Raw genomic sequence first — 25261 nt, forward strand, 5'->3', positions numbered from 1 at the left:
TTTTACTCCTGGATTATTCCACTTTTGAATTGGTTTTCAGGTTGCTTTCCAGCAACTCCAGCATATTTGCCGGAAGGCGTCTTGGCCGGCCGGAATCCAGTGCAATACAAGCCACGCGCACGTCCGCCGATGCCAGTACCTTGTCGTCAGAACAACGTACAACCTGCTGACGAAATTCCATCCATACACGGCCGAACGCCACCGGCTCCGCAGTCACTCGCAACTCATCGTCGAGCTTGGCCGGGGCACCGTAGTGAATCGCCAGGCGCTGGACAACGTAACTGATGTTTTCCGCCAGGCCGGCGCGAAGCCCGACACCCTTGTGACGAACCCACTCCGTGCGGGCACGCTCCATATAATGCAGGTACTTCGCATGGTATACGATACCGCCGGCGTCGGTATCCTCGATGTACACACGAACCGACAACCCGACCGACGAATCATAGCGCTCAGTCAAAAAGGTCCTCCCGCTCCGGGCCCGATGGCACTACGCCGAAATGCTGGTAGGCATTGGACGTCACCATTCGCCCGCGAGGCGTTCGCACCATGAAGCCCTGCTGGATCAGGAACGGCTCGAGAACATCCTCGATGGTACCCCGTTCTTCACTGATCGCCGCCGCCAGGCTTTCGACACCCACCGGGCCACCATCAAACTTTTCAATCATCGCCAAGAGCAGGCGCCGATCCATGTGATCAAACCCCTGGGCGTCCACTTTCAGCATGTTCAGTGCCTGGTCCGCGATGGATTCACTAATCCTGCCATCCGCTTTTACTTCAGCAAAGTCACGCACTCGGCGTAGCAGGCGATTGGCAATACGGGGTGTTCCCCGGGAACGGCGGGCGATTTCGTAGGCACCGCCGTTGTCGATAGTGACCGATGACAATCGCGCGGAACGGAGAATAATATCGGTCAGATCCCGGGTGTTATAGAACTCAAGACGCTGGACGATGCCGAAACGATCCCGCAGCGGCGATGTCAGAAGCCCGGCGCGAGTTGTGGCACCCACCAGGGTAAACGGCGGCAGGTCCAGCTTGATGGAGCGGGCCGCCGGCCCCTCTCCAATCATGATATCCAGTTGGTAATCTTCCATCGCCGGGTAGAGCACTTCTTCCACCGCAGCGCTGAGACGATGGATTTCATCGATGAAGAGAACATCGCCCTCTTCGAGGTTGGTCAGCATGGCGGCCAGATCACCAGCTTTTTCCAACACCGGGCCGGATGTGGTTTTGATGGACACACCCATTTCATTGGCAATGATGTTGGCGAGCGTGGTCTTGCCCAGCCCCGGCGGACCAAAAATCAGAACATGATCCAATGCCTCCTGACGGCCCCGCGCGGCGGAAATGAAGATTTCCATCTGCTCCCGCACAGCCGGCTGGCCAACATAGTCCGCTAGCACACCGGGACGGATCGCTCGATCCTGCACTTCCTCATATTGTCCGGCCTGGGCTGTAATCAGGCGATCCGATTCAATCATTGAACTACCCGCTCAGAGGAAATCAACAACATGCCTGTACACTCGTATCGGGTTCATTATGCCCCAATTGTACAAACGGCGCTTTTGCTGTCACGTTACGCTCTCTACACATATGGGGCCAGGAGGTGGTTGATGACACTCCATTAACCAGCCGGTTAACTGGCTGGAATCATTGCCCGCAGCGCCAACCGAATCAATTCCTGGCTCGACATGCTCTCTTCCGCCACCTTGCTGATGGCCTTGGACGCCTCCTGCGGCTTGTAACCCAGGGCAATCAGGGCAGCTTCCGCCTCTTCCCTGGGGTCATGACCTGCCACAACGCCCCCGTTGGCTGAGCCAGAGGTAACCGTCGCATTTGGCGACGCTGGTATGAACTGCCCTTCAAGTTGCCCTATACGATCTGTCATTTCAATAAGCAGGCGTTCGGCGGTTTTCTTGCCAACACCGGGGAGCTTGACCAGGGCATTGGCATCGCGGGCCTCGACACAGCGGATAAACTGATTGGCGTCCAACCCTGACAGAATCCCCGCGGCAAGTTTGGGACCAACCCCATTGACCTTGATCAGCAAACGAAACAGGTCCCGATCCAGTCGCGAAGAGAAGCCGTAAAGACTCTGTGCGTCTTCGCGAACAACAAAGTGGGTGTGGAGAACCAACTCCTCGCCGGTTTCGGGAAGATTAAAGAAGGTAGTGTAGGGAATATCAACTTCATACCCCAGGCCGGCGCATTCCACCAATGCCTGGGCGGGGGATTTTTCAATCAGGATGCCTCGGATACGACCAATCAACGGGTTTCTCCCTGGACTTCAATGAGTCTGGTTATTGTCTTCGAACCCGGCCACTGCGCACTTTTCCGCCACCGCCAGAGGCCAGCCTGGCAACACTCTGGCTCATATGAGCATGGCATAGCGCAATCGCCAGGGCGTCGGCGGCATCGGCCTGAGGTTTGCGGGACAACGCCAAGAGCACCTGTACCATATGCTGGACCTGTGCCTTGTCGGCCCCACCCTTGCCTACGACGGCCTGTTTTACCTGCCGGGCGGAATACTCATGGACAGCGAGCCCACTGTTAGCGGCCGCTACAATTGCCGCCCCTCTCGCCTGTCCCAGCTTCAGCGCCGAATCCGGGTTGCGGGCCATGAAAACCTGCTCAATGGCGAATTCTCCGGGGCGGTATTCGCCGATGAGCGTTGCCAGACTATGGAAGATGGTTTGCAGGCGTTCCGCCATGGGCTTCTCACCCACCCGGATACAACCACTGTCAATGTACTCAATCACACGGCCTTCAGCCCGTACAACGCCGTAACCGGTTATGCGCGACCCGGGGTCGACCCCCATGATTATCGACACGTTGCGTCCTTATTGATGGAGTGCCTCCATCACGTCCGCCGATATATCGGCGTTGTGATAGACATTCTGCACATCGTCCAGGTCTTCCAGCATATCGATCAGCTTGAGGATGGGCTCTGCTCCCTCCTCGTCCAGCTCGACGGTCGTTGAGGGCACCATAGTGACTTCTGCGTTATCAGGAATCAGGCCTGCCCCTACCAGGGACTGTTTAACGTCGAGGAACTGATCCGGCACGGTGACTATTTCGAAGGAGCCGTCGACGAGCGTTGCCAGGTCCTCGGCACCGGCAGCCAGGGCTGCTTCCATCAGCCGGTCTTCGTCCATCTCCGGGCTGTAGCTGATAATACCCTGCTTACTGAAAAGATACGCTACCGAACCGTCAGTGCCGAGGTTGCCACCCATCTTGTTCAGGGAATAACGAATGTCGGCCACGGTACGGTTGCGGTTATCCGTCATGACTTCCACAAAGATCGCAACACCACCAGGACCGTACCCTTCGTAGGTCAGTTCCTCGTAGTTGCTGTCGTCACCATCCCCGGCACCCCGCTCAACGGCACGCTCGATAGTGTCTTTCTTCATGTTGGCGGTCAGGGCCTTGTCGATCACACCCCGCAGCCGGGGATTATCGTCCGGATTGCCACCGCCCTGACGGGCCGCCACCGTCAACTCGCGAATAATCTTGGTGAAAACCTTACCGCGCTTGGCATCCTGAGCCGCTTTACGGTGCTTGATGTTGGCCCATTTACTGTGTCCAGCCATGATCAACTCCGTTCGGTCGCGGAGCACACACGGGGGTGTGCTCCGGCATTGCATTACTCGCCTGCCTGGGCGTTTTCCTGACCTTCGCCTGCCTTGGCCACCGGCTTGCGGCGACGGATATGAAGCTCGCGCAATTGCTTGTCGTCCACTTCTCCGGGCGCCTGTGTCATCAGGCAGGTAGCGCTCTGTGTTTTCGGGAACGCAATTACATCGCGGATGGAGCTGGCGCCAGTCATCAACATGATCAGACGGTCGAGGCCAAACGCCAGGCCGCCATGGGGAGGGCAACCATATTTCAAGGCATCCAGCAGGAATCCGAACTTGGCTCGAGCTTCTTCGTGCTCAATACCCAGAGTACGGAACACGCTTTCCTGCATTTTTTCGTCGTGAATACGGATGGAACCGCCGCCGAGCTCAGTGCCGTTCAGAACCATGTCGTAGGCGCGGGACAATGCTGTTGCCGGTGACGCTTCCAGCTCGTCGCCAGAACAGGACGGCGCCGTGAACGGATGGTGAATCGCGGTCAGGCTTCCGTCAGACGTTTCCTCGAACATCGGGAAATCCACCACCCACAGTGGCGCCCACTCGGACGTCAGCATGTTCAGGTCGTGGCCGACCTTGATGCGAAGCGCGCCCAGGGCTTCGTTGACCACGTTGGTCTTATCGGCGCCAAAGAACACGATATCACCATCTTCCGCACCGGAACGCTCGATGACCGCCTGTGCTACGTCATCACCCAGGAACTTGATGATCGGCGACTGCAGGCCTTCAACACCCTTGGAGGTATCATTGACCTTGATGTAGGCCAGACCCTTGGCGCCGTATATACCCACATACTTGGTGTAGTCGTCGATCTGTTTACGGGTCAGCTCGCCGCCCTTGGGAACGCGTAGTGCTGCAACGCGGCCCTTGGGGTCATTGGCCGGACCGGCAAACACCTTGAAGTCAACGCCCGCAACCAGATCACCCACGTCAACCAGCTCAAGCGGGATACGCAGGTCCGGCTTGTCGCTGCCATAACGCTGCATCGCTTCAGCGTACGGCATGCGTGGGAATTCTGGCAGGTCCACTTCCAGCACGTCCTTGAACAGGGAACGAATCATGTTCTCGTTCAGGGTCATCAGGGTTTCCTCGTCAATAAACGAGGCTTCGATATCAATCTGCGTGAACTCCGGCTGGCGGTCGGCACGCAGGTCTTCGTCGCGGAAACACTTGGCGATCTGGTAATAGCGATCCACACCGGACACCATCAGCAACTGCTTGAAAAGTTGCGGCGACTGGGGAAGCGCGAAGAAGGAGCCTTCATGGGTGCGGCTTGGCACCAGGTAGTCCCGCGCGCCTTCCGGCGTGGCTCGGGTCAGGATGGGCGTCTCAACATCCATGAAACCGTTGCTATCCAGGAAGTTGCGAATATAGCTGGTTACCCTGGAGCGGAAACGCAGGCGGTTCAGCATTTCCGGGCGACGCAGGTCTACAAAGCGATACTTCAGGCGAACATCTTCGCCCACATCCACATGCTCATCCAGCGGGAACGGAGGCGTTGCAGCGGCATTCAGGATGGACAACTGCTTGCCCAGCAGTTCGACCTGCCCAGTCGGCATGTTAGCGTTTTCGGTACCGGCGGGACGACGGCGCACACGGCCGGTCACCTGAATTACGAATTCACTGCGGACCTTCTCCGCCAGATTGAAGCTCTCCGGGGTATCCGGATCGAACACGACCTGGGAAATACCGTCCCGATCGCGAAGATCCAGAAAGATGACCCCACCGTGATCGCGGCGACGATGAACCCAACCGCAAAGAGTAACTTCCTGATCGATGTGAGATTCGTTGATTCCACCGCAATAATGACTGCGCATACCGGTTCCCGTTGTATCTGATGTGTGCGTAAAAGTTTGCAAGAATGGTTCTGGCGGACCCTACTGCAAAAGCGGCCCATTATAAACACAATGAACGGGAAAATCAGGCTTCCATCACCGTGGGTGACGGTAAAACGTTTGGTCGCTAGAATGGGCCGATTTACCGCCCTTTGGAGTCGCCCTTGTCAGCCCGAGCCGAACAGAAACTCCGCACTCGCCGCGCCCTGATGGACGCCGCCCTTGCTCAACTCAGCGCGGACCGGGGCTTCGGCAGCCTGAGCCTGCGGGAAGTGGCAAGGGAAGCTGGCATTGCACCAACATCTTTCTACCGGCACTTTGCCGAGCTCGACGAACTGGGGCTTGCACTGGTGGATGAGGGCGGTGTCGCCCTGCGGCAGCTTATGCGCCAGGCACGCAAGCGAATTGCACGGAACGGCAGCGCCATCAGCACGTCAGTGGATACCTTCATGGAGTATCTTGGCAACAACTCCAATCTGTTTCGTCTGATGCTGCGGGAAAGCACCGGGGTATCAAAACCCTTCCGCACGGCCATCAAAGCTGAAATCGACCACTTTGTGACCGAGCTGGCGGCCGATCTGGCTCGCATCGCTGACGAAGAGAATCGCCCGCTATCAGACTCGAAACTGGTGGCGGACGCCATGGTGACACTGGTGTTCAATCAAGGCGCAGAGGCGCTTGACGCCACACCCTCCGAAAAGGAAACACTGAAAGACAAACTGAAAACCGAGCTCAGGATGATCCTGGTTGGGTCGCGCACCATCGCTCGGCACAAACGCTAAGCCACAGGGCTTCGCCGGGAGAGATTGCTAACCCTGTATTTGCGAAAGCCGGCCCAGCAACGGCTTCAGTTGCTCGCTTATTCTGGCCAGGTCGCTGACACTGTAGGGCTTCGGCGGAAGTTTGCCCCAGACAGGGCCAGGCCAGGCGGAATCGCCTTCGAAACGCACGATATGATGAAGGTGAAGTTGCGGCACCATGTTACCCAATGCCGCAACATTGAGTTTATGCCCACCAAACACTTCCATCATGCCTTCCCCGAGAAGAGCCGATTCCGCCATTAACTGTCGCTGTTGGTCCGAGGCCAACTGATAAATCTCGCGCACGCCATCAACCCTTGGCACCAGAAGGATCCAGGGCCAGTTGCTGTCGTTCATCAGCCGAATTTCACAGAGCCTGCTCTGCCCGAGGCTGACCGTGTCAGCTTCCAGACGCTCGTGCAGAACAAACAACGACTCCGCCCCACCCATATCAACCTCCGTGGAACTGGTTCCGGCCTCGGCCAATGGCGTAGTAGGTCATACCGTGGCGCTCAAGCATTTCAGGCTCGTACAGGTTGCGCCCGTCAAAGACCACAGGCTCTTTAATCGTCGCGGCAATGGCTGCAAAGTCCGGTGACCGGAACTCCTTCCACTCGGTGCAGATGGCCAATACATCCGCGCCTTTCAGCGCCTGCTCCTTGGTTCCGCATAGAGTCAGCCCCGGCTGGTCACCGAAGATACGCTGGGTCTCTTCCATGGCTTCAGGATCGAAGGCCTGCACACTCGCACCGGCATTCCAGAGATCCTGCATCAGAGCGCGAGACGACGCTTCACGCATATCGTCGGTGTTGGGCTTGAATGCCAACCCCCAGATTCCGACGACCTTACCTTTCAGGTTGCCATTGAAGTAATGACTGATCTTGTCGAACAACACATGCTTCTGCGCATTGTTCACGGCTTCCACGGCGTTCAGCAGGCGGGAATCGTAGTCACAGTCCCGGGCTGTGCGGGTCAACGCCTGTACATCTTTCGGGAAACACGAGCCGCCATAACCGCAACCGGGGTAAATGAAGTGATAGCCGATGCGAGGGTCAGAACCGATACCCCGGCGAACGTTCTCGATATCGGCACCGAGGCGCTCCGCCAGGTTGGCTATCTCGTTCATGAAGCTGATCTTGGTGGCCAGCATGGAGTTGGCTGCATACTTGGTCAGTTCCGCAGACCGGATGTCCATGAAAATCATGCGGTCATGGCTACGATTAAATGGGTAGTAGACCTCGTGCAGCACCTCCTTGGCCCGCTCACTGTCGGTGCCAACGATGATGCGGTCGGGCTTCATGAAATCGGTGATGGCCGCCCCTTCCTTAAGAAACTCGGGGTTGGACACCACATCGAATTCGAGCTCCAACCCGCGCTTGTCCAGCTCGGAGCGCACCGCAGCCTTAACCCTGTCTCCGGTACCAACCGGCACAGTGGACTTGTCCACAACCACTTTGTACTCGTCCATGTACTGTCCAATGGAGCGCGCCACGGCCGTCACATACTGCAGGTCAGCTGAACCATCTTCATCCGGCGGCGTACCCACTGCGATGAACTGCAGCACACCGTGGGCTACGGCTTCTTTGGCATCGGTGGTGAACGCCAGACGGCCTGCCTCAACCGTATGCTTTACGATGGACTCGAGGCCAGGCTCATAAATGGGTATATGGCCGTTCCTCAGCTTATCAATCTTGCCCTGATCCACGTCCATGCACAGAACGTGATGCCCCACATCGGCCAGACAGGCACCCGTCACAAGCCCGACGTAACCAGTCCCGAAAATAGTAATCTTCATCCGCCATAACCCTGAAATTGAATTTGTTTAAAGCACGAGAACAAGCAGCCTCAGGCTTGCTTATCCTGCCAGATCTTTTCCCAGGCCAGGGCTGTACCGACGATGGTATCGAGATCATCGTAATCCGGCTGCCATCCCAGTACATTCTTGATCCGCGAGTTGTCGGCCATCAGCGCGGCAGGGTCCCCTGCCCGACGGTCTGTTTCCTGTACCGGAAAATCATTGCCCGACTGGCGCTTGACCACATCAATAACTTCGCGGACGGTAAACCCACGCCCGTATCCACAATTCAGCACCCGCGATTCACCGCCACCTTCCATATAGCTCAACGCCATCACATGAGCCTTGGCAAGGTCTTCCACGTGGATGTAGTCGCGGATGCAGGTGCCATCACGAGTGTCATAGTCGGTGCCAAACACGCTCATGCCATCGCGCTTGCCCGTCACACACTCACACGCAACCTTGATCAGGTGCGTAGCTTCAGGCGTGGCCTGACCCAGCAAGCCTTCAGGATTGGCACCAGCCACATTAAAGTAACGCAGGATCACGTAATTGAGAGACGACGCAGCAGCCAGATCCATGATCATCCGCTCGCTCATCATCTTGGAGGCGCCATAGGGATTGATCGGCGCCAGCGGAAGATCTTCCGTCAGTACGGTTTCCTCTGGCATGCCATAAACGGCAGCCGTGGACGAAAACACCATGTAAGGTACCCGGTGCTCTTCTACTGCCTTCAGTAAATTCAGCGTGTTACGGGTATTGTTGCTGTAGTACTTGAGGGGATTTTCGACCGATTCCGGCACCACGATATTGGCGGCGAAATGCAGCACAGCTTCAAAGCGGTGCTGGCTGAAAAGATCCGCAATGGCCTGTTCATCGGCGAGATCTCCGACCACAAGCTCACCACAGGTGACCGCCCAACGGTATCCGGTGGACAGGTTATCGAAAACAACAATGTCGTGTCCGGCTTCGCCCAACTGCCTGACAACGTGACTGCCTATATAGCCGGCTCCGCCGGTTACCAGAACTTTCATGATCGATCGTCACTCCTTCCCTGAAAACAATTGTCTTCTGCGGCGGATGTCTGTTCGTCTCCGCGCGAAAAAATCACTGATAATCTCACTACATGACCCCGCAAGAACGCCACCGACAGACTCTACACGCCAATTCAGGTGTTCCTCATCCAGCGTTCTCCGGGCGGATTCAACAGCGCCCGCTTTCGGTTCCGAAGCACCATATACAAGACGACTGACGCGGCTATGCACAATAGCGCCCACACACATGGTGCACGGCTCAAGGGTGACGTAAAGCGTGGCACCCGGCAACCGGTAATTGCCCGCACGCCTTGCCGCGTCCCGCAGGGCACGTATTTCAGCATGAGCTGTGGGGTCGCATCCACTGATCGGAGCATTATAGCCAGCTCCAATTTCCCGTCCATCCAACACGACCACTGCACCAACTGGCACCTCACCAGCTGCTCCAGCCTGACCGGCCAACTGTAGCGCACGCTTCATCCAGGAATGATCATCATCAGTGCCAGCCATAATGCCTGCCCGGCCACACCCCCTATTCGCCACGTTAACGCTCAACAAAACGGGGTATGCAACCTATTAAAACAAAAGATTTATTGAGGGATGATTAAAGAGTGCAGCAACAATTTCTGAGGCGGCATAATTTGTACCATCATCAACCAGGCGACATATTACCAAAGTTGGAAACGAGTGCGCGAATACCTGAACTCGCGTCTATTGCGCAGATCTCATCGTTGCCTGGCAGTCAGTTTAGGGTAAAAGCACGCCAACCCGGAACTTTCATTGCCTCACAGTGTCCACAGCATCGTGACGTACAATTACAATAAAGGTCTTTCCGAATGACAGGAGTCGTTCCCATGAGCCTCACTGCATCCCTGACAGCTGCAGCCGTTCTTCTACTCGGCACCACGCAAGCTTCCCTAGCGAAAGACAATTCGCAATCTTCACTACCGGAAGGTGCCGGCAAAGCATTAGTCGAGAACGCCTGCACAGCCTGCCATGGCGTCTCCACCATCAAGCGCTCAGCTGGCTACAGCTCACCCGAAGAGTGGCGACGGGTTTTCTCAACCATGATTGACCTGCAGGATGAGCAGGCCACCAGGGTCGCCAATTATCTGGCCCAACACTTTCCGGAAGACCCCGGCAGGCGACCAACACTGGTTCCGGGAAACGTCGACATTGAGATTACCGAATGGACAACACCTACCCTTGGTCAGCGCACCCGGGACCCGATTGAAGCACCAGACGGCTCTATCTGGTGGACAGGTATGTGGGCGAGCCTGGTTGGGAAACTGAACCCGGATACTGGCGAAATGAAAGAATACAATTTACCGCCATCAGCCCGGCCACACTCCATTGTCCCTGATGAGGATGGCAACATCTGGTACACCGGAAACAGCAACGCCACCATTGGAAAGCTTAGCCCGGACACCGGAAATATCACTGAATATGAAACGCAGGCCAAAGACCCTCACTCTGCTGTATTTCATCCCAACGGCAACCTGTATTTTACGGCTCAGCACGCGGCCATGCTGGGCCGGCTGGATCCCGACACCGGCATGCTGAAGGAAGTGAATACCGAAGCAAAACCCTATGGAATCAAGGTAGATTCCAACGGCACCGTTTGGATTGCCTACAATGGCACGAACAAGATCGGCGCCATGGACCCGAACACGATGGAGGTCCGTTATTACAACCTGCCGGATAAACGAACCCGAGTACGTCGACTTGACCTCGATAGCCAAGATAACGTCTGGTACGTCAACTCAACGAGGGGGAAAATCGGTCGACTGAATCCGGATACCGGCGCAATCACCGAATGGGACTCTCCCAGTGGCCCGGACTCTCATCCTTACGCATTGGCCGTTATCGACGACATTATCTGGTACAACGAATCAGGCATGCGACCTGATGCGCTCGTCAGATTCGACCCCGAAGCCGAGACCTTTCAAAGCTGGGCCATTCCCTCCGGAGTCGGGATCATTCGTCATGTTTGGGTCACTGAGGCAGGGAACCTGTTGATCCATCAAAGCAGCACCAATCAGGTCGGGTTGGTCAGGATTGACTGACCCGACCTGCATACCGGTCACTCCCACTCGATGGTTGCCGGCGGTTTGGAGGAAACGTCGTAGGTTACCCGGGACACACCTTCAATTTCATTGATGATGCGATTGGATACCGTTTCCAGCAGATCGTACGGCAGGTGTGCCCAGCGCGCAGTCATGAAATCGATGGTTTCCACCGCACGCAATGCCACTACGTATTCATAGCGGCGGGCGTCACCTACCACTCCAACCGATTTGACGGGCAGGAAGACCGCAAATGCCTGGCTGGTCTTGTGGTAAAAGTCAGCTCGGTGCAGCTCTTCCAGGAAAATAGCGTCGGCCCGACGGAGGATTTCGGCGTATTCCTTCTTGACTTCACCCAGAATCCGCACGCCCAGACCGGGCCCGGGGAATGGGTGGCGATACACCATGTCGTAAGGCAGTCCAAGCTCCAGGCCAATACGGCGCACCTCGTCCTTGAACAGCTCCCGCAGTGGCTCCACCAGCTTCATTTTCATGGTTTCCGGCAGGCCACCCACATTATGGTGGGATTTTATGACATGGGCTTTACCGGTCTTGGAGGCTGCGGATTCAATGACATCCGGGTAGATGGTGCCTTGGGCCAGCCAGTTCACATCGCGGATGTTGGCGGCTTCTTCATCGAACACATCAATAAAGGTGTTGCCAATGATCTTGCGCTTCTGCTCGGGATCATCAACACCCTTGAGCTTGGACAGGAACAGGTCTTCGGCATCAACCCGAATAACCTTCACACCCATGTTGCTGGCGAACATATCCATCACCTGGTCGCCTTCGTTCAGGCGTAGAAGGCCGTTGTCCACGAACACACAGGTCAACTGTTCGCCGATGGCTTTGTGAAGCAGCGCAGCAGTCACGGAAGAATCCACACCACCAGACAACCCCAGAAGCACCTTGCCACTGCCCACCTGATTACGGATCTGTTCCACCGCATCGTCAACAATCTTGGCTGGCGTCCACAGCGCCTCGCACTGGCAGATGTTGAGAATGAAGTGCTCCAGGATGCGCTTGCCCTGCAGAGTATGGGTCACTTCCGGATGGAACTGGACGCCGTAGAGGTTACGCGACGTATCCTGCATGGCCGAAATCGGCGCACTCTCCGTCGATGCCAGCAGCTCGAAGCCCTCCGGCATCACCACAACCTTGTCGCCATGGCTCATCCACACGTCCAGCAACGACTCGCCGGTGGCCGTGAGATGGTCTGTAATGTCTTTCAGCAAGGGCCCCTTGGCCCGCACTTTGACCTGGGCATAGCCGAATTCCCGCTTTTCGGAACTGGCAACACGACCGCCCAGCTGTTCAGCCATGGTCTGCATGCCGTAGCAAATGCCCAGAACCGGAATCCCTTTCTCGAACAGGCCTTCCGGCGCGCGAGGGCCACCCAGTTGGGTCACCGACTCGGGGCCACCCGCGAGAATGATGCCTTTGGGATTGAACTCTTTCAGTTCCTCATCGGTAATATCAAAGGCCTTGATCTCACAATAGACACCAATTTCCCGAACGCGGCGCGCGATGAGCTGGGTGTACTGGGAACCGAAATCGAGAATCAGAATGCGGTGGTCGTGGATGTTGTGGGCCATGAAATCCTCGGAGCAGAAAGAAAAAACGCGGCTCACCGAATGAGCCGCGCCTGAATCGACAATGGTCAGCCGATACGGTAGTTGGGTGCTTCTTTGGTGATGGTCACGTCGTGGACGTGACTCTCACGCATGCCCGCATTGGTGATGCGGACGAATTCAGGCTTGGTGCGCATTTCTTCCATGGTGGCACTGCCGGTGTAACCCATGGAAGCCCGCAGACCGCCCATCAACTGGTGCACAATGTTCCGCATTGGACCCTTGCAGGCAACGCGGCCTTCAATGCCTTCCGGCACCAGCTTCTCGATGCCTTTACTGGCGTCCTGGAAGTAACGGTCACTGGACCCCTGCCCCATGGCACCAATGGAACCCATGCCGCGGTAGGCTTTATAGCTACGCCCCTGATACAGCTCAACCTCGCCCGGTGCTTCGTCAGTACCGGCCAGCAGGCTGCCGATCATGACGCTGTAGGCTCCCGCTGCAATGGCCTTGGAAATATCGCCAGAGAAGCGAACGCCACCATCCGCGATCACGGGCACGCCACGGTCTTTCAAGGCGGCCGCCACATTGGACACGGCCGTGATCTGTGGCACGCCAATGCCGGCCACGATACGGGTGGTGCAGATGGAGCCGGGCCCGATACCCACCTTGACCGCGTCTGCACCGGCGTCCGCCAGATCGATTGCGGCGTCAGAGGTGGCAATATTACCACCGATCACCTGAACTTCCGGGAAATGCTCTTTAATCCAGCGAACCCGGTCGAGCACGCCCTTGGAGTGGCCGTGGGCCGTATCCACCACGATCACGTCAACTCCGGCCTCAACCAGCGCGGCTACCCGTGCATCGGTATCAGCACCTGTGCCGACAGCTGCGCCAGCCCGAAGACGACCCTGTTCGTCCTTGCAGGCCAGCGGATAATCCTTCGCCTTCTGGATATCCTTGACGGTGATCAGCCCGCGCAATTCGAAGTCGTCATTCACGACCAGGACTTTTTCAATGCGGTGGCGATGCAACAGCTCTTTCACGTCGTCCAGATTGGCGCCCTCTTTCACCGTCACCAACTTGTCCTTGGCGGTCATGATTTCCGAGACAGGCGTATCCAGACGGCTTTCAAAACGAATATCACGACCGGTGACGATACCCACCAGATCGACACCATCCACCACCGGCAGACCCGAAATGTTGTTGGCCATGGTGATGTCCACCAGTTCGCGAACCGTGGTGTTTGGCGTTACCGTAATGGGATCCTTTACGACGCCGCTTTCGAACTTTTTCACCTTGCGAACGGCCGCGGCCTGCTGCTCAACAGACATGCTCTTGTGCATGATGCCGATGCCGCCTTCCTGGGCCATGGAGATGGCCAGATCAGCTTCGGTCACGGTATCCATAGCCGCCGATACCAGCGGAATATTCAGGGTGATACCTTTGGTCAGCTGGGTTTGCAGGCTGACCTGGTGAGGAAGAACCTCTGAGCGTCCTGGAACGAGCAGTACATCGTCAAAGGTGAGGGCTTCTTCGGCAATTCGCAGCATTGGGATCCGCCTTTTGAACATGCTAGATTGGAGAATTCTGACACCACACCCCGCCGGCTGTGGCAGTACAAAATTCTTAATCGACCTATTATAAATGGGCCTTGGTTGACAGTAAACCGGGGCTGACTACCTATTGGGTTGCATCTTTTTGAATTTTCGCTATTTTTACTCCCCAATTTTCGGCTTTTGCGTATACAGCAACCCCACAGAAACGAAGGAGCATTCCCTTTGGACAGCGGTTTTCAGGATTCCCGGCCCCGGGCGCTGAGTGTCAGCGAGCTCAATCACCAGGCCCGCCATCTGCTGGAAGCCAGCTTCATGCAGGTTTGGGTTGAGGGCGAATTGTCCGGGTTCTCCCGTCCCTCTTCTGGCCATTGGTACTTCTCCCTGAAGGATCGCAAATGCCAGATCCGCTGCGCCATGTTCCGGGGATTCAACCAGCGGGTGAAAGAGATTCCGAAAGAAGGCGAGCAGGTTCGCATCCGTGGCAAGGTAACGCTCTACGAGAACCGGGGCGATTTCCAGATCATCGTCGAGCATATCGAGCCTGCGGGACTGGGCGCTCTGCAGCAGGCCTATGAGGAGCTCAAACGCAAACTGCAAATGGAAGGCCTGTTCGATGCCGTCCGCAAAAAACCGCTGCCATCAACCCCTCGCCACATCGGGGTTGTGACATCGCCCACCGGCGCCGCCATTCACGATATTCTGACCGTACTTGCCAGACGTTGCCCGGCCATTCCCGTTACTCTTTACCCCACCGCTGTCCAAGGGCAGGCAGCAACGGCTGATATTGTCCGCGCCATTGACCGGGCAGCCCGACACGGACTCGCCGATGTCCTGATTATTGGTCGCGGTGGTGGCTCACTGGAAGATCTCTGGTGTTTCAACGAGGAAGCCGTCGCCCGCGCCATAGCAGCATGCCCCCTGCCAACGGTCAGTGCGGTCGGCCACGAAGTGGACGTGACCATTGCCGACTTTGTCGCCGACTTGCGGGCACCCACACCGTCCGCCGCTGCGGAAAAGATATCACCCGACCAGCAGGACTGGCTGCGACAACTCAGGGAACGGGAACATCGACTCGCCGGCGCAGCCAGTCGAGCCCTCAAACGTATGGGGACTCAGCTGGCGCATCTTTCCGCCAGGCTCAGGGATCCTCGGCGTGAACTGATGGAAAAGGCCCAACGCATGGACGACCTTGACCTGCGGCTGGGCAAGTCCATGCGCCAACGCATCGAGCGGGAAAAGGTGCGATCTGAGCACCTTGGCCAGCGCCTGAGAATGCAATCCCCCGCAAAACGGCTGGACGACAACCGCAAGAGCGTCAGCCAGTTGTCCAAACGACTGACCCGCTTGGCTCGCCAGTCCGTCATCCAACGCCAGGAGCGCCTTGAGCATCTGGCTCAAACACTGAATGTGGTCAGCCCGCTGGCGACCCTGGGCCGGGGGTACGCCATCGTCCAGCAGGAAAACGGGGATATAGTTCGCCAGGCCAGTGAACTCGCGCCCGGCGACAGGATTACCGCGCGTGTTGCCAGCGGCCACGTTGAAGCGAACGTGACCGCAGTCAATTCAGGAAACCAATAACTTTCAAAAAGACAGAGCCTTAGCCTATGGTCTAGTAGTCCTACACCTCAAAGTGCCTAAAGTTGTGGGTAATACCAAACACAACAACAATAGTGATGCGAGGTGGATGTTATGGACTACCACTCCGAGTTCAGGCAATCGATCGACCAGCCTGACACCTTCTGGCGCGAGAAAGCGTCTGCCATTGACTGGATGGAGCCTCCGAAAACCATCTGGCAGCCCACCGATAACGGCCATGGGCAATGGTTTCCCGATGGTATCCTTAACACCTCCGATGTCGCACTGGATGCCAATGTCCGGGCCGGACGCGGCGAACAGAAGGCCCTGATTTACGATTCTCCAGTCACCGGCACCACCCGCTCATACACCTTCAATGAGCTCACCCTTGCGGTAGCAATCTTCGCCGGCGCTCTCCAGGATAGAGGCATCACCAAGGGCGACCGGGTGATTCTCTATATGCCGATGATCCCGGAAGCCGTTATTGCCATGCTGGGCTGCGCCCGAATTGGCGCCATTCATTCAGTGGTCTTTGGCGGTTTCGCATCCAATGAATTGGCCGTGCGCATTGATGATGCCAAGCCCAAAGCCATCATCACGGCCTCCTGCGGTATCGAGATTAGCAAGGTCATCGAATACAAGCCTCTGGTGGACAAAGCCATTGACCAGGCCAGCCATAAGCCGGACTGTTGCATTGTGTTTCAGCGCCCGCAGGCTCAGGCCACGCTTCAGGAAGGTCGCGATTTCGATTGGGATGAACTGGTTAGCCGGGCCCGGGCGGCAGACCCGGTGCCTGTCAGGGCCACCGACCCGCTCTATATTCTCTACACGTCCGGAACCACCGGTAAACCCAAGGGCGTTGTGCGCGACAACGGCGGCCACGCCGTGGCTCTTCGCTACAGCATGCACCTGGTTTACGACGCGAGCCCGGGGGATGTCTACTGGGCGGCATCGGACGTTGGCTGGGTGGTCGGGCACAGCTATATCGTCTATGCCCCCTTGTTTGCAGGCTGCACCACCATCCTTTACGAGGGCAAGCCGGTCAAAACTCCAGATGCCGGCGCCTTCTGGCGCGTGGTCCAGGACCACGGCGTGAATCTGTTGTTCACGGCACCGACCGCCTTCCGAGCGGTCCGCAAGGAAGACCCTGAGGCTGATCAGCTGTCCCGCTACGACATCAGTTCCCTGAAGCGCCTCTTCCTGGCCGGCGAACGACTGGACCCACCCACCTACGAATGGCTGAAGGAACATACCCGCCTGCCAATACTGGACCATTGGTGGCAAACCGAAACCGGCTGGGCAATCTGCTGCAACCCGGTGGGCATTGAGATGATGACAACAAAACCCGGCTCGGCCACGCTTCCGTCTCCCGGGTTCAACGTTCAGGTGGTGGACATGGAAGGCAGCCAGGTTCCTGCCGGGGAACAGGGCCAGATAGCCGTTAAGCTACCATTACCTCCTGGCTGCATGTCCACGGTCTGGGGGGACGACGACCGATTCCGTAACACCTACCTGGCCCCCATTGACGGCTTCTACAGCTCCGGTGATGGCGGATTTGTTGACGAAGACGGATACGTATTCGTAATGGGTCGAACGGACGACGTGATTAATGTCGCGGGCCATCGGTTGTCCACCGGAGAGATGGAGGAGGTGGTTGCCGCCCACCCGGCCATCGCGGAATGCTGCGTGGTTGGCGCTCACGACGACATGAAAGGCCAGGTACCCGTGGGGCTCGTGCTGATCAAGGATGGTGCGACCATTGACCACGACGAACTTGAAGAAGAGTTGGTTGAAATGGTTCGCGAGAAAATCGGCGCTATTGCCTGTTTTCGCAAGGCATTGGTGGTGGAGCGACTCCCCAAAACCCGGTCCGGCAAGATCCTGCGTCGGGTGATCCGCCAGATCGCCGATGGCGAGGACTACGCGGTGCCAAGCACGATCGACGATCCTGCTATACTGGAAGAGATCAGCGAGCAATTCAAAGGCTGACCACCGGCCCCGTCACCAATCGGAACCTACGCCACAGCGGTGCATCCGTTTGGTGACGAGTTTATGACAACTCGTTGTTTTTGCGGTTTAAAAAACTTAGACAAAGTGCCAGAAAAAGCGTTGACGCCTTCCCAACTCGGTCTATACTGAAATTGCTGTGAAAATACAGCGGTATTTGGTGAATGCGTTTCAACGTCCTGCCGCAGTGCTCTTCGTTGCCCCTTTCCTCAGTACTTTCTGAATTTTTACAGCGCCGGTACTCCGACTGGATACCGATGGTCCCGTGAGGGCAAAATTTCAGAAATACAGGAAAGATCAATGTCAGATACAAAAACAGGCCACGTAAAGTGGTTTAACGAGTCCAAGGGCTTTGGCTTTATCGCCCAGGACGGTGGCAGTGACGTTTTCGTTCACTATAGTGCAATCAACGCGAGCGGCTTCCGCACTCTGACCGAAGGTCAACAGGTGCAGTTTACCGTGACTCAGGGGCCGAAAGGTCCCCAGGCGGAAAACGTAACCCCGGTCTGAGGTTACGCGACCCCGCCCTATGCCCCTCACGGGCACAGGGACTCCGAAAGAGCCGGCATTCGCCGGCTCTTTCTTTTTCAGGCACCCGCTTCCGCCGACGCCTTATTGGCGGCCCCATCCCGACGGCCGGCTTCCACCACCTGGGAAACCGCTGAAAACAGCGCCTGCAAGGTAGCCGAAGTTGTATCTTCGGCCAGAGCGGCCGCACTGCAATGCTGTCCATCCACAGTCACACGGATACAGGCTAGTGCGTTGGCATTGGTACCCTCACCCAATGCAAACTCATCGTAAGCTTCCACCGCCAGGATTACACCGTATTCCGCCTCCAGCGACGCTGACACGGCCTCGACCGCTCCAAGGCCATGACCTTTGAGAGTGATCGGACCGGTTTCAGCGCCAATACTCACGACGGCATTGACACCCTCATCATCCCGGTGAAGGTCATAGGACCTCAACTCCCAGGCTTTGGCCACTTTCAGGTAACGATCTTCGAACAACCGATGAATCGTCAGTGAGTCAATCTCGCCGCCATTGGTTTCGGCCTCGCGCTGCACCAGCTTACTGAACTCGATCTGTAACCATCGTGGCAGGCTGATGTTGTAATCACGCTCCAGAACATAAGCCACACCACCTTTGCCAGACTGGCTATTGATGCGAACCACTTCCTCATAACGGCGACCGAGGTCGTGAGGATCAATGGGCAGGTACGCAACATGCCAGCTTTCGCCTTCGGTGCGGCGAGCCAGGCATTTACGGATGGCATCCTGGTGGCTGCCAGAGAAGGCTGTAAACACAAGCTCACCAGCGTAGGGGTGACGCGGATGGGTGGAGATCTCAGTACAGGCTTCAACCACATCGGTAATCTCAGCCATTCCCGACAGGTCCAGTGTCGGATCCACACCCTGGGAGTAAAGGTTCATCGCCATGGTCACCAGATCCATATTGCCCGTGCGCTCACCATTGCCCATCAGTGTTCCTTCTACCCGGTCGGCACCGGCCATGACCGCCAGCTCCGCCGCCGCCACAGCACAGCCACGATCGTTATGGGTGTGAACACTGATACTGATGTGCTCGCGATACCGAACGTGATCGCAGATCCACTCGATCTGATCCGCAAATACGTTGGGGGTCGCCATTTCAACCGTGGCTGGCAGATTGATGACCACCGGCTGGCCCTGGTCCGGGCGCCATACGTCGTTTACGGCATCGATCACGTCTGCAGCGTAATCCAGCTCCGTTCCCGTGAAGCTCTCCGGCGAATACTGGAAAGTCCACTCGGTGTCCGGATACTTGGCGGCATTTGCCTTGACGACACGCGCGCCATTGACCGCAATATCTTTCACGCCTTCACGGTCCATGCCGAACACCTGCTCCCTCTGAACCGTCGACGTTGAGTTGTACACATGCACGATGGCCTTGCGGGCACCCTTGAGCGCGTCGTAGGTCCGCTCAATCAATTCCGGCCGTGCCTGGGTCAGCACCTGAATGTGCACATCATCGGGAATGCGATCTTCCTCAATAAGCTTGCGACAAAAGTCAAAATCCGGCTGGCTCGCCGCGGGAAAGCCGATCTCAATTTCCTTGAACCCCAGCTTTACAAGCAAATCAAACATCCGCTGTTTCTGGGCTACTGACATCGGCTTTACCAATGCCTGATTACCATCCCGAAGATCCACCGCGCAAAAACGGGGAGCGGTAGTGATGACTTTGTTCGGCCAGCGACGATCGGTTTTAGCCACCGGCGTAAACGCAACGTATTTACGATGATCAAATGCCATTGGGGTGATTCCTTGCTGTTCTCACGGGGAATTCATTGATTGTGTATCAGGATAACGCGTCACACGGGGAAAATGATTGCTTTTTCTCCCTCATGACACCAAGAATAGCTACAATATTTCAGGATTTTCATTGAAGGTAAAATTTTATGTCAATTTCCGACAAGTCGCTTATTAAAATCGACAAGATTGACCGCAACATCCTCGAACAGTTGCAGCAGGATGGTTCACTGACGAACCAGGAACTGGCGGACAAGGTTGGTCTATCGCCCTCCCCTTGTCTGCGGAGGGTCCGCGCCCTGGAAGACGCCGGAGTTATTGTCCGGCAGGTAACGATCCTTGATCATAAAAAACTGGGATTGTCCCTTACAGCGATCATACTCATTGGCATGGACCGGCACACACCAGAGCGTTTCGCAGCGTTCGAACGGCAGGTGGGTGAATACCCGGAAGTTCAGGAGTGCTACCTGATTACTGGCCAGGATGCCGATTACATGCTCAAGGTGGTGGTGCCGGATATGGATCACTATCACCACTTTCTGCTAAATCGTATCACCCGTATCCAGGGAGTCAGCGGTGTTCACTCCAGCTTTGTGCTGAGACGGGTCATTGACAGCACGGCCCTGCCTCTGGGGTATCTGTCCTGACTCGCTAGCGGATGAGCTCAGCCAGATAGGCCCGTGCCATGCACTTGAGTTCACTCACCATCGAATGGGCCTGATCCTCCGGCAGGGTTGCCGCCAGCCTGAGAACGGTTCCCGCCGAGCGGGGTAACATCAGGCTCGCCGTCCATCGACGATCTTCCGGAATGCGGGGACAAACGTCCCGCAAGCGGTTATCCAGGTCACGGGCATGACTGTATAACTCCCGGAGATCCAGGTCCCGCAATTCGGGCATCGATTCCACCCCGCTCCAGATCACGGAATAGGCAGGTTCGGTTCGATAAAACTCATAGAACAGGTCGATCAGAACGTCCACGGCATCTACCAGCTCCAGGGTCTCGAGGCGCTCCCTCAACGCCGTCTCCATACGTTCAACATGCCCTTCGGCAATGGCCTTTACGATGGCAGCCTTGTTGGGAAAATAACGGTAGAGGGAGGCGAGAGACATGCCTGACTGACGGGCAATTGCGGACATACTGGTGGCGTCGACACCCACCTCATGGAAAATCGCTGCCGCATGGCTGAGAATGCTATTCACGCGTTCTCGGCTTCTGGCCTGAACGGGCTGACGACGAGGCGTGATATCCACGGTTTCTTCGGTCATATCTCCTGCTTCAGTTGCGGTTATACGGTAAAGCATAGCTGCCCGTTACATGGGCGACCAGTTTCTCCTCGTTTTCCTGCCCGGATAGCAGCCGCACTTCGCAGAAAGCAAGTCGACGCCCCATCCGCAGAACCCTGGCCTCCCCTATCAGGTCATCCGGCGCCGGCTTATGCAGGAAATTGATCGACAGGTTGCTGGTCACCGCCATTTCAACCTGGCCAATGGCGGCCATCACCGCCGCGTACATGGACGCATCCGCCAGGGCCATCTGCACCGGCCCAGACAGCGTTCCACCGGGGCGAATCAGGCGTTCCGAGAATACCAGGCGGGTGCGGGCAAACCCGTCCTCACGCGCCTCGTCGACCGTAAATCCGATATCCTCGGCCATGGGCACACCGGCCCGGATAACGGCCTCGACTTCTACTGCGGTCAGTGTCATTCGCTGCTCTCCCAATGTCCATCTGTACCTCGTGGTAATCGCTCCGTACAATAGCGAGCACGACAGGATAAATAAAGAACCCTTTCTCAACTGCTTACGGATAACACAATGCGAGCAAGCCGCTACCTGATTGCCACCCAAAAAGAAACGCCTGCCGATGCCGAGATCATCAGCCATCAAATGATGCTCCGGGCAGGAATGATCCGAAAACTGGCCTCCGGCCTCTACTCCTGGCTGCCAATGGGATTGAGGGTGCTTCGCAAGGTTGAACGTATCGTGCGCGAGGAAATGGACAAGAGTGGCGCACAGGAAGTCCTGATGCCCGCGGTGCAGCCGGCGGAGCTGTGGCAGGAGTCCGGGCGCTGGGAACAGTATGGCGGTGAACTACTGCGGATGAACGACCGCCATGGTCGCGACTTCTGCTTCGGGCCCACCCACGAGGAGGTCATCACCGATCTGATCCGCAACGAGCTGAAAAGCTACAAGGAATTGCCCGCGAACTTCTACCAGATCCAGACCAAGTTCCGCGATGAACGACGCCCCCGGTTCGGCGTGATGCGTGCGCGGGAATTCATCATGAAGGACGCTTACTCGTTCCATGTGAATGCGGAATCATTGAACGACACTTATCAGGTCATGCATCGCACCTACTGCGCCATCTTTGATCGACTGGGCCTGGATTACCGTCCCGTCGAGGCCGATTCAGGCGCCATCGGCGGAAGCGCGTCCCACGAATTCCATGTACTGGCTTCATCCGGTGAAGACGCCATTGTGTTCAGCACCGACAGCGACTATGCCGCCAACATTGAAAAAGCGGAAGCCGTTGCGCCAGCCGGAGACCGCTCATCGCCTTCGGAGGAAATGGCGGAAGTGGCGACACCAGAGCAACGGACCATTGAGGCGGTTGCCACGTTCCTGAAGGTAGACGCAAGTCGCTGCGCCAAGACCCTGCTGGTCAAGGCCGAAGAAGACGACAACGGCAACAGTGGCTTGATTGCTTTGATTCTGCGGGGAGATCATACCCTTAATGAAATCAAGGCCGAAAACCTGCCCGATGTCGCTGAACCACTGACTATGGCAACCGACGAGGAAATCGAACAGATTGTCGGCTGCAAGGCTGGCTCCATCGGTCCTGTGGCCCTGCCGGTGCCCGTCATTGCCGATCGCAGTGCGGCGCACATGGTGGACTTTGTCTGCGGCGCCAACAAGGAAGGCTACCACCTGACCGGTGTGAACTGGGAACGGGATGTAGCACTGGCCCGCGTGGAAGACCTGCGCGATGTGGTCGAGGGCGATCCCAGCCCCGACGGCAAGGGCACCCTGGAAATCCGACGCGGCATTGAAGTTGGTCACATTTTCAAGCTGGGCAACAAATACAGCAAGGCCATGAACGCCACGGTACTGGATGAAAACGGCAAGAGCTCCATCCTGGAAATGGGCTGCTACGGTATCGGTGTCTCCCGGATTGTCGCCTCGTCCATTGAGCAGAACCACGACGACAAGGGCATTATCTGGCCCGACGCCATCGCCCCGTTTGAGGTGGCCATCGTGACGCTGAACGGCCAAAAATCCCCGGCGGTGATGGCTGCCGGCGAAAAGCTCTATGAGCAGCTTCGCCAGGCTGGTTTTGATGTTCTTCTGGATGACCGGAACGAACGTCCGGGCGTGAAGTTCGCGGATATGGAGTTGATCGGCATTCCTCACCGGTTCGTGGTATCCGAGCGGGGCCTGGCGGCAGAAACCCTTGAATACAAGGGCCGCCGTGACGAAGACAAGCAGGATATTCCGCTGGCCGAGGCACTTCCCTTTCTGATTAGCGCCTCCCCGCGCAACGGCCTTTAGGCCAGCACGCAACGAGCGTGATCGGTTCAGGCCTGTCCTATGGGCATGAACCGATCACGCCCGGTTCCATTTCCAGCGCAATACCAAAGCGGGCTTCGACATCCTCCCGGATACGGTTGGCCAATGCCAACACGTCCTGACCGCTGCCGTTCGAATGGTTCACCAGCACCAATGCCTGACGGTTATGCACGCCAACCCTGCTATTGCGGTACCCCTTCCAACCACACTGGTCGATCAGCCACGCGGCCGCCACCTTGGCATTGTCATCACCGGGGTAGCCGGCGATCTCCGGATGTTTCTTCTTCAGCGATCCCCAGGTTTCCAGTGGTACTACCGGGTTCTTGAAGAAGCTACCGGCATTTGGAAGCTGTTGCGGATCAGGCAATTTGCGGCGACGAACCGCCATGACGGCATTGGCCACATCAAGGGGAGTAAGATCGTTCAGGTCCTGTCCGTCGAAATAGTCGCGGAGGTCACGATAATCCAGTGAAAATGGGCGGGTGCGGGCCAACCGCAGACGAACCTCAGTGATGACGTAACGCCCGGGTTCATGCTTGAACACGCTGTCGCGATAGCTGAAATGGCACAGGCTGTTGGTCAACACCACTTCGTTGCCAGTCCTCCGATCCAGGGCCCGGATATCCACCAGAGTGTCCTGCAACTCAGTGCCATAAGCCCCGATGTTCTGAACCGGTGCTGCCCCGACGGTGCCGGGAATCAGCGCCAGGTTTTCGATGCCCCTGTAGCCCGCGGAGGCCGCGTACAACACACTTTCGTGCCAGTTTTCACCAGCACCCAGTACCAATGTTGCCTCGTCGCCATTAACCTGCTCCCAGCACCGGCGGGCAATGGCGATACGAATCACCAGCCCCGGGAAATCGCCGGCAAACACCAGATTGCTGCCGCCTCCGAGCAGGAGCGGTTCAACCGACGCTTCCGATGCCCACTCCAGCGCCCTCCGGAGCGCCTCGACAGAGGTTACCGACACAAAGTACCGCGCCCTCGCTTCGATACCCAGACTGTTCATGCCCCCCAGGGACACGTTCTCCCTGATCTCACCGGAACGGGTCACACCAGCCGCTCCCGGATATGTTCAAGAAGGCCTTCACTGGCTTCGGTGATCAGATCAAGTACGTGTTCGAACCCCTGGTCGCCACCGTAGTATGGGTCCGGCACTTCTTTCTCACCGGAACGACCGAATCCCAAAAACAGCGCCGGCTCGGTGCCGCCATGTTGCTGCCAGATATCCCTCACTTCCGCGAGGTTCTGACGGTCCATCACCAGCACGTAATCAAATCGCTCCAGGTCCGGTGCCTGGAACTGGCGGGCCCGGAGATCGCTGATATCTATTCCGCGCTTGCCCGCAGCCGCCACGGCGCGTCCGTCCGGGGACCTGCCCACATGCCAGTCGCCGGTACCACAGGAATCGATGGCAATGCGGCCCTCGAACCCGGACCGCTGAACCACCTGGCGAAAGACGCCTTCAGCGCTGGGCGAGCGGCAGATGTTGCCAAGACAGACAAACAGTACGTTTACTTCCGCATTCATGGGTGTCCTG

Annotated in this window: 24 protein-coding genes; 7 read left to right on the plus strand and 17 right to left on the minus strand. The window is 57.1% G+C overall.

Annotated elements, in window-relative coordinates; genetic code table 11:
- Positions 1-13 precede the first annotated feature (13 nt).
- The 6 genes from ybgC to aspS form a co-directional block, all read right to left on the minus strand.
- On the minus strand, positions 14-457 hold the full coding sequence (gene ybgC, locus AC13D2_RS14490) for a tol-pal system-associated acyl-CoA thioesterase (RefSeq protein WP_300498262.1): 444 nt from the start codon (positions 455-457) through the stop codon (positions 14-16).
- Positions 450-1478: a Holliday junction branch migration DNA helicase RuvB gene (ruvB, locus tag AC13D2_RS14495; RefSeq protein WP_300498260.1), complete on the minus strand. Its 1029-nt coding sequence runs from the start codon at positions 1476-1478 to the stop codon at positions 450-452. The genes ybgC and ruvB overlap by 8 nt, the downstream gene beginning before the upstream one ends.
- Before the next feature lie 155 nt (positions 1479-1633).
- Positions 1634-2266: a Holliday junction branch migration protein RuvA gene (gene ruvA / locus AC13D2_RS14500; protein WP_482938838.1), complete on the minus strand. Its 633-nt coding sequence runs from the start codon at positions 2264-2266 to the stop codon at positions 1634-1636.
- A gap of 31 nt (positions 2267-2297) precedes the next feature.
- Positions 2298-2828, minus strand: coding sequence for a crossover junction endodeoxyribonuclease RuvC (gene ruvC / locus AC13D2_RS14505; RefSeq protein WP_292049267.1), 531 nt, complete (start codon positions 2826-2828; stop codon positions 2298-2300).
- Positions 2829-2837: 9 nt separating this feature from the next.
- Positions 2838-3587: a YebC/PmpR family DNA-binding transcriptional regulator gene (locus AC13D2_RS14510; protein WP_292049269.1), complete on the minus strand. Its 750-nt coding sequence runs from the start codon at positions 3585-3587 to the stop codon at positions 2838-2840.
- A gap of 53 nt (positions 3588-3640) precedes the next feature.
- Complete coding sequence (gene aspS, locus AC13D2_RS14515) at positions 3641-5446, minus strand: aspartate--tRNA ligase (RefSeq protein WP_300498255.1); 1806 nt, start codon at positions 5444-5446, stop codon at positions 3641-3643.
- A gap of 182 nt (positions 5447-5628) precedes the next feature.
- Between aspS and fabR the strand changes: the two genes are divergently transcribed.
- Positions 5629-6246: an HTH-type transcriptional repressor FabR gene (gene fabR / locus AC13D2_RS14520; protein WP_292049271.1), complete on the plus strand. Its 618-nt coding sequence runs from the start codon at positions 5629-5631 to the stop codon at positions 6244-6246.
- 27 nt (positions 6247-6273) lie between these two features.
- On the opposite strand, the gene AC13D2_RS14525 is transcribed toward fabR, so the two are convergent.
- From AC13D2_RS14525 to tadA, 4 genes are read right to left on the minus strand one after another with little or no spacing between them, the layout of a single operon-like run.
- Positions 6274-6714, minus strand: coding sequence for an HIT domain-containing protein (locus AC13D2_RS14525; RefSeq protein WP_300498253.1), 441 nt, complete (start codon positions 6712-6714; stop codon positions 6274-6276).
- Between the two features lies 1 nt (position 6715).
- Complete coding sequence (locus AC13D2_RS14530) at positions 6716-8059, minus strand: UDP-glucose dehydrogenase family protein (protein ID WP_300498251.1); 1344 nt, start codon at positions 8057-8059, stop codon at positions 6716-6718.
- Between the two features lie 50 nt (positions 8060-8109).
- Positions 8110-9093, minus strand: coding sequence for a UDP-glucose 4-epimerase GalE (gene galE / locus AC13D2_RS14535; protein WP_300498249.1), 984 nt, complete (start codon positions 9091-9093; stop codon positions 8110-8112).
- 9 nt (positions 9094-9102) lie between these two features.
- The gene (tadA, locus tag AC13D2_RS14540) at positions 9103-9603 is read right to left on the minus strand and encodes a tRNA adenosine(34) deaminase TadA (RefSeq protein ID WP_292049275.1); all 501 of its coding nucleotides are present in this window, start codon (positions 9601-9603) and stop codon (positions 9103-9105) included.
- A gap of 344 nt (positions 9604-9947) precedes the next feature.
- Between tadA and AC13D2_RS14545 the strand changes: the two genes are divergently transcribed.
- Positions 9948-11159, plus strand: coding sequence for a Vgb family protein (locus tag AC13D2_RS14545; RefSeq protein WP_300498246.1), 1212 nt, complete (start codon positions 9948-9950; stop codon positions 11157-11159).
- A 17-nt stretch (positions 11160-11176) separates the two neighbouring features.
- Here AC13D2_RS14545 and guaA read toward each other — a convergent pair whose 3' ends face one another.
- Both guaA and guaB read right to left on the minus strand, forming a co-directional pair.
- Positions 11177-12754 (minus strand): glutamine-hydrolyzing GMP synthase, encoded by a 1578-nt coding sequence (gene guaA / locus AC13D2_RS14550; RefSeq protein ID WP_300498244.1) that lies wholly within the window; start codon positions 12752-12754, stop codon positions 11177-11179.
- Between the two features lie 65 nt (positions 12755-12819).
- Entirely contained in the window at positions 12820-14283 is a 1464-nt protein-coding gene (gene guaB / locus AC13D2_RS14555) for an IMP dehydrogenase (protein WP_420388966.1), read from the minus strand.
- Positions 14284-14511: 228 nt separating this feature from the next.
- Here guaB and xseA point away from each other — a divergent pair, with 228 nt between their 5' ends.
- The 3 genes from xseA (at position 14512) to AC13D2_RS14570 (ending at position 18381) form a co-directional block, all read left to right on the plus strand.
- Positions 14512-15867 (plus strand): exodeoxyribonuclease VII large subunit, encoded by a 1356-nt coding sequence (xseA, locus tag AC13D2_RS14560; protein ID WP_292049280.1) that lies wholly within the window; start codon positions 14512-14514, stop codon positions 15865-15867.
- A 111-nt stretch (positions 15868-15978) separates the two neighbouring features.
- The gene (locus tag AC13D2_RS14565; protein WP_292049281.1) at positions 15979-17853 is read left to right on the plus strand and encodes a propionyl-CoA synthetase; all 1875 of its coding nucleotides are present in this window, start codon (positions 15979-15981) and stop codon (positions 17851-17853) included.
- A 318-nt stretch (positions 17854-18171) separates the two neighbouring features.
- The gene (locus AC13D2_RS14570) at positions 18172-18381 is read left to right on the plus strand and encodes a cold-shock protein (RefSeq protein WP_008169155.1); all 210 of its coding nucleotides are present in this window, start codon (positions 18172-18174) and stop codon (positions 18379-18381) included.
- Positions 18382-18458: 77 nt separating this feature from the next.
- Here AC13D2_RS14570 and leuA read toward each other — a convergent pair whose 3' ends face one another.
- Positions 18459-20159, minus strand: coding sequence for a 2-isopropylmalate synthase (gene leuA / locus AC13D2_RS14575; RefSeq protein WP_292049282.1), 1701 nt, complete (start codon positions 20157-20159; stop codon positions 18459-18461).
- 146 nt (positions 20160-20305) lie between these two features.
- Between leuA and AC13D2_RS14580 the strand changes: the two genes are divergently transcribed.
- Complete coding sequence (locus tag AC13D2_RS14580) at positions 20306-20803, plus strand: Lrp/AsnC family transcriptional regulator (protein ID WP_292046960.1); 498 nt, start codon at positions 20306-20308, stop codon at positions 20801-20803.
- A 4-nt stretch (positions 20804-20807) separates the two neighbouring features.
- Here AC13D2_RS14580 and AC13D2_RS14585 read toward each other — a convergent pair whose 3' ends face one another.
- Together AC13D2_RS14585 and AC13D2_RS14590 are read right to left on the minus strand one after the other, a co-directional pair.
- On the minus strand, positions 20808-21422 hold the full coding sequence (locus AC13D2_RS14585; protein ID WP_292046959.1) for a TetR/AcrR family transcriptional regulator: 615 nt from the start codon (positions 21420-21422) through the stop codon (positions 20808-20810).
- A gap of 10 nt (positions 21423-21432) precedes the next feature.
- Positions 21433-21861, minus strand: coding sequence for a PaaI family thioesterase (locus AC13D2_RS14590; RefSeq protein ID WP_292046958.1), 429 nt, complete (start codon positions 21859-21861; stop codon positions 21433-21435).
- Between the two features lie 108 nt (positions 21862-21969).
- Between AC13D2_RS14590 and AC13D2_RS14595 the strand changes: the two genes are divergently transcribed.
- Complete coding sequence (locus AC13D2_RS14595) at positions 21970-23703, plus strand: proline--tRNA ligase (protein WP_482938839.1); 1734 nt, start codon at positions 21970-21972, stop codon at positions 23701-23703.
- Positions 23704-23740: 37 nt separating this feature from the next.
- Here AC13D2_RS14595 and murB read toward each other — a convergent pair whose 3' ends face one another.
- Positions 23741-24775, minus strand: a complete 1035-nt coding sequence (gene murB, locus AC13D2_RS14600) for a UDP-N-acetylmuramate dehydrogenase (protein WP_482938840.1) — start codon at positions 24773-24775, stop codon at positions 23741-23743.
- Positions 24772-25251, minus strand: coding sequence for a low molecular weight protein-tyrosine-phosphatase (locus AC13D2_RS14605; protein WP_292046954.1), 480 nt, complete (start codon positions 25249-25251; stop codon positions 24772-24774). The genes murB and AC13D2_RS14605 overlap by 4 nt, the downstream gene beginning before the upstream one ends.
- Positions 25252-25261 lie beyond the last annotated feature (10 nt).

It is taken from the genome of Marinobacter sp. B-12 (assembly GCF_056857915.1).

What these genes read in the sequence shown, in the direction of transcription:
- AC13D2_RS14585 (WP_292046959.1), bottom strand. Translation starts at nt 21,422, where the DNA reads ATGACCGAAGAAACCGTGGATATCACGCCTCGTCGTCAGCCCGTTCAG.
- ruvB (WP_300498260.1), bottom strand. Translation starts at nt 1,478, where the DNA reads ATGATTGAATCGGATCGCCTGATTACAGCCCAGGCCGGACAATATGAG.
- AC13D2_RS14605 (WP_292046954.1), bottom strand. Translation starts at nt 25,251, where the DNA reads ATGAATGCGGAAGTAAACGTACTGTTTGTCTGTCTTGGCAACATCTGC.
- AC13D2_RS14590 (WP_292046958.1), bottom strand. Translation starts at nt 21,861, where the DNA reads ATGACACTGACCGCAGTAGAAGTCGAGGCCGTTATCCGGGCCGGTGTG.
- AC13D2_RS14580 (WP_292046960.1), top strand. Translation starts at nt 20,306, where the DNA reads ATGTCAATTTCCGACAAGTCGCTTATTAAAATCGACAAGATTGACCGC.
- AC13D2_RS14595 (WP_482938839.1), top strand. Translation starts at nt 21,970, where the DNA reads ATGCGAGCAAGCCGCTACCTGATTGCCACCCAAAAAGAAACGCCTGCC.
- guaB (WP_420388966.1), bottom strand. Translation starts at nt 14,283, where the DNA reads ATGCTGCGAATTGCCGAAGAAGCCCTCACCTTTGACGATGTACTGCTC.
- AC13D2_RS14545 (WP_300498246.1), top strand. Translation starts at nt 9,948, where the DNA reads ATGAGCCTCACTGCATCCCTGACAGCTGCAGCCGTTCTTCTACTCGGC.
- AC13D2_RS14565 (WP_292049281.1), top strand. Translation starts at nt 15,979, where the DNA reads ATGGACTACCACTCCGAGTTCAGGCAATCGATCGACCAGCCTGACACC.
- AC13D2_RS14525 (WP_300498253.1), bottom strand. Translation starts at nt 6,714, where the DNA reads ATGGGTGGGGCGGAGTCGTTGTTTGTTCTGCACGAGCGTCTGGAAGCT.
- AC13D2_RS14510 (WP_292049269.1), bottom strand. Translation starts at nt 3,587, where the DNA reads ATGGCTGGACACAGTAAATGGGCCAACATCAAGCACCGTAAAGCGGCT.
- tadA (WP_292049275.1), bottom strand. Translation starts at nt 9,603, where the DNA reads ATGGCTGGCACTGATGATGATCATTCCTGGATGAAGCGTGCGCTACAG.
- leuA (WP_292049282.1), bottom strand. Translation starts at nt 20,159, where the DNA reads ATGGCATTTGATCATCGTAAATACGTTGCGTTTACGCCGGTGGCTAAA.
- galE (WP_300498249.1), bottom strand. Translation starts at nt 9,093, where the DNA reads ATGAAAGTTCTGGTAACCGGCGGAGCCGGCTATATAGGCAGTCACGTT.
- AC13D2_RS14570 (WP_008169155.1), top strand. Translation starts at nt 18,172, where the DNA reads ATGTCAGATACAAAAACAGGCCACGTAAAGTGGTTTAACGAGTCCAAG.
- guaA (WP_300498244.1), bottom strand. Translation starts at nt 12,754, where the DNA reads ATGGCCCACAACATCCACGACCACCGCATTCTGATTCTCGATTTCGGT.
- aspS (WP_300498255.1), bottom strand. Translation starts at nt 5,446, where the DNA reads ATGCGCAGTCATTATTGCGGTGGAATCAACGAATCTCACATCGATCAG.
- AC13D2_RS14530 (WP_300498251.1), bottom strand. Translation starts at nt 8,059, where the DNA reads ATGAAGATTACTATTTTCGGGACTGGTTACGTCGGGCTTGTGACGGGT.